Origin of the sequence: Pseudomonas sp. SWRI77, from assembly GCF_014269105.1 — a bacterium.
In the GTDB taxonomy this organism is placed as follows: domain Bacteria; phylum Pseudomonadota; class Gammaproteobacteria; order Pseudomonadales; family Pseudomonadaceae; genus Aquipseudomonas; species Aquipseudomonas capeferrum.
The window spans coordinates 1-3,234 of the sequence record NZ_JABWRV010000055.1; the positions used below are offsets into that span (position 1 = coordinate 1).

Genomic DNA, 3,234 nt, shown 5'->3' on the forward strand with positions numbered 1-3,234 from the left:
TGAGCAGCATGCGAATTTTCGGCGAATGTCGTCTTCACAGTATAACCAGATTGCTTGGGGTTATATGGTCAAGTGAAGAAGCGCATACGGTGGATGCCTTGGCAGTCAGAGGCGATGAAAGACGTGGTAGCCTGCGATAAGCTTTGGGGAGTCGGCAAACAGACTGTGATCCAGAGATCTCTGAATGGGGGAACCCACTCAGCATAAGCTGAGTATCTTGTACTGAATACATAGGTGCAAGAGGCGAACCAGGGGAACTGAAACATCTAAGTACCCTGAGGAAAAGAAATCAACCGAGATTCCCTTAGTAGTGGCGAGCGAACGGGGACCAGCCCTTAAGTTGGTTTGAGATTAGTGGAACGCTCTGGAAAGTGCGGCCATAGTGGGTGATAGCCCCGTACACGAAAATCTCTTATCAATGAAATCGAGTAGGACGGAGCACGAGAAACTTTGTCTGAATATGGGGGGACCATCCTCCAAGGCTAAATACTACTGACTGACCGATAGTGAACTAGTACCGTGAGGGAAAGGCGAAAAGAACCCCGGAGAGGGGAGTGAAATAGATCCTGAAACCGTATGCGTACAAGCAGTGGGAGCCTACTTGTTAGGTGACTGCGTACCTTTTGTATAATGGGTCAGCGACTTATATTCAGTGGCGAGCTTAACCGAATAGGGGAGGCGTAGCGAAAGCGAGTCTTAATAGGGCGTTTAGTCGCTGGGTATAGACCCGAAACCGGGCGATCTATCCATGGGCAGGTTGAAGGTTAGGTAACACTGACTGGAGGACCGAACCGACTACCGTTGAAAAGTTAGCGGATGACCTGTGGATCGGAGTGAAAGGCTAATCAAGCTCGGAGATAGCTGGTTCTCCTCGAAAGCTATTTAGGTAGCGCCTCATGTATCACTGTAGGGGGTAGAGCACTGTTTCGGCTAGGGGGTCATCCCGACTTACCAAACCGATGCAAACTCCGAATACCTACAAGTGCCGAGCATGGGAGACACACGGCGGGTGCTAACGTCCGTCGTGAAAAGGGAAACAACCCAGACCGTCAGCTAAGGTCCCAAAGTCATGGTTAAGTGGGAAACGATGTGGGAAGGCTTAGACAGCTAGGAGGTTGGCTTAGAAGCAGCCACCCTTTAAAGAAAGCGTAATAGCTCACTAGTCGAGTCGGCCTGCGCGGAAGATGTAACGGGGCTCAAACCATGCACCGAAGCTACGGGTATCATCTTATGATGATGCGGTAGAGGAGCGTTCTGTAAGCCTGTGAAGGTGAGTTGAGAAGCTTGCTGGAGGTATCAGAAGTGCGAATGCTGACATGAGTAACGACAATGGGAGTGAAAAACTCCCACGCCGAAAGACCAAGGTTTCCTGCGCAACGTTAATCGACGCAGGGTTAGTCGGTCCCTAAGGCGAGGCTGAAAAGCGTAGTCGATGGAAAACAGGTTAATATTCCTGTACTTGCAGTTATTGCGATGGAGGGACGGAGAAGGCTAGGCCAGCTTGGCGTTGGTTGTCCAAGTTTAAGGTGGTAGGCTGAAATCTTAGGCAAATCCGGGATTTCAAGGCCGAGAGCTGATGACGAGTTGCCTTTAGGCGACGAAGTGGTTGATGCCATGCTTCCAAGAAAAGCTCCTAAGCTTCAGATAACTGGGAACCGTACCCCAAACCGACACAGGTGGTTAGGTAGAGAATACCAAGGCGCTTGAGAGAACTCGGGTGAAGGAACTAGGCAAAATGGCACCGTAACTTCGGGAGAAGGTGCGCCGGCGAGGGTTAAGGACTTGCTCCGTAAGCCCATGCCGGTCGAAGATACCAGGCCGCTGCGACTGTTTATTAAAAACACAGCACTCTGCAAACACGAAAGTGGACGTATAGGGTGTGACGCCTGCCCGGTGCCGGAAGGTTAATTGATGGGGTTAGCGCAAGCGAAGCTCTTGATCGAAGCCCCGGTAAACGGCGGCCGTAACTATAACGGTCCTAAGGTAGCGAAATTCCTTGTCGGGTAAGTTCCGACCTGCACGAATGGCGTAACGATGGCGGCGCTGTCTCCACCCGAGACTCAGTGAAATTGAAATCGCTGTGAAGATGCAGTGTATCCGCGGCTAGACGGAAAGACCCCGTGAACCTTTACTATAGCTTTGCACTGGACTTTGAATTTGCTTGTGTAGGATAGGTGGGAGGCTTTGAAGTGGGGACGCCAGTTCTCATGGAGCCATCCTTGAAATACCACCCTGGCAACTTTGAGGTTCTAACTCAGGTCCGTTATCCGGATCGAGGACAGTGTATGGTGGGTAGTTTGACTGGGGCGGTCTCCTCCCAAAGAGTAACGGAGGAGTACGAAGGTGCGCTCAGACCGGTCGGAAATCGGTCGTAGAGTATAAAGGCAAAAGCGCGCTTGACTGCGAGACAAACACGTCGAGCAGGTACGAAAGTAGGTCTTAGTGATCCGGTGGTTCTGTATGGAAGGGCCATCGCTCAACGGATAAAAGGTACTCCGGGGATAACAGGCTGATACCGCCCAAGAGTTCATATCGACGGCGGTGTTTGGCACCTCGATGTCGGCTCATCACATCCTGGGGCTGAAGCCGGTCCCAAGGGTATGGCTGTTCGCCATTTAAAGTGGTACGCGAGCTGGGTTTAGAACGTCGTGAGACAGTTCGGTCCCTATCTGCCGTGGACGTTTGAGATTTGAGAGGGGCTGCTCCTAGTACGAGAGGACCGGAGTGGACGAACCTCTGGTGTTCCGGTTGTCACGCCAGTGGCATTGCCGGGTAGCTATGTTCGGAAGAGATAACCGCTGAAAGCATCTAAGCGGGAAACTTGCCTCAAGATGAGATCTCACTGGGATCTAGAATCCCCTAAAGGGCCGTCGAAGACTACGACGTTGATAGGTTGGGTGTGTAAGCGCTGTGAGGCGTTGAGCTAACCAATACTAATTGCCCGTGAGGCTTGACCATATAACACCCAAGCAATTTGCTCATGCAGATTGCGGTGGTGAAGACACACGAACCGAAAGTTCGAATGTACATCACAACATCACATATCCGAATTCGCTGGGCTGTCCATCTGGACATTCTGGCAACAGAATTTCTTGACGACCATAGAGCATTGGAACCACCTGATCCCATCCCGAACTCAGTAGTGAAACGATGCATCGCCGATGGTAGTGTGGGGTCTCCCCATGTGAGAGTAGGTCATCGTCAAGATTCATTTCGCAAAACCCCTATCTGCGC

Annotated in this window: 2 rRNA genes; both read left to right on the plus strand. The window is 51.5% G+C overall.

Annotated features, from left to right (window positions below):
- Positions 1-66 precede the first annotated feature (66 nt).
- Positions 67-2,958 (plus strand): 23S ribosomal RNA (locus tag HU766_RS25885).
- 133 nt (positions 2,959-3,091) lie between these two features.
- Positions 3,092-3,207 (plus strand): 5S ribosomal RNA (rrf, locus tag HU766_RS25890).
- Positions 3,208-3,234: the final 27 nt, after the last annotated feature.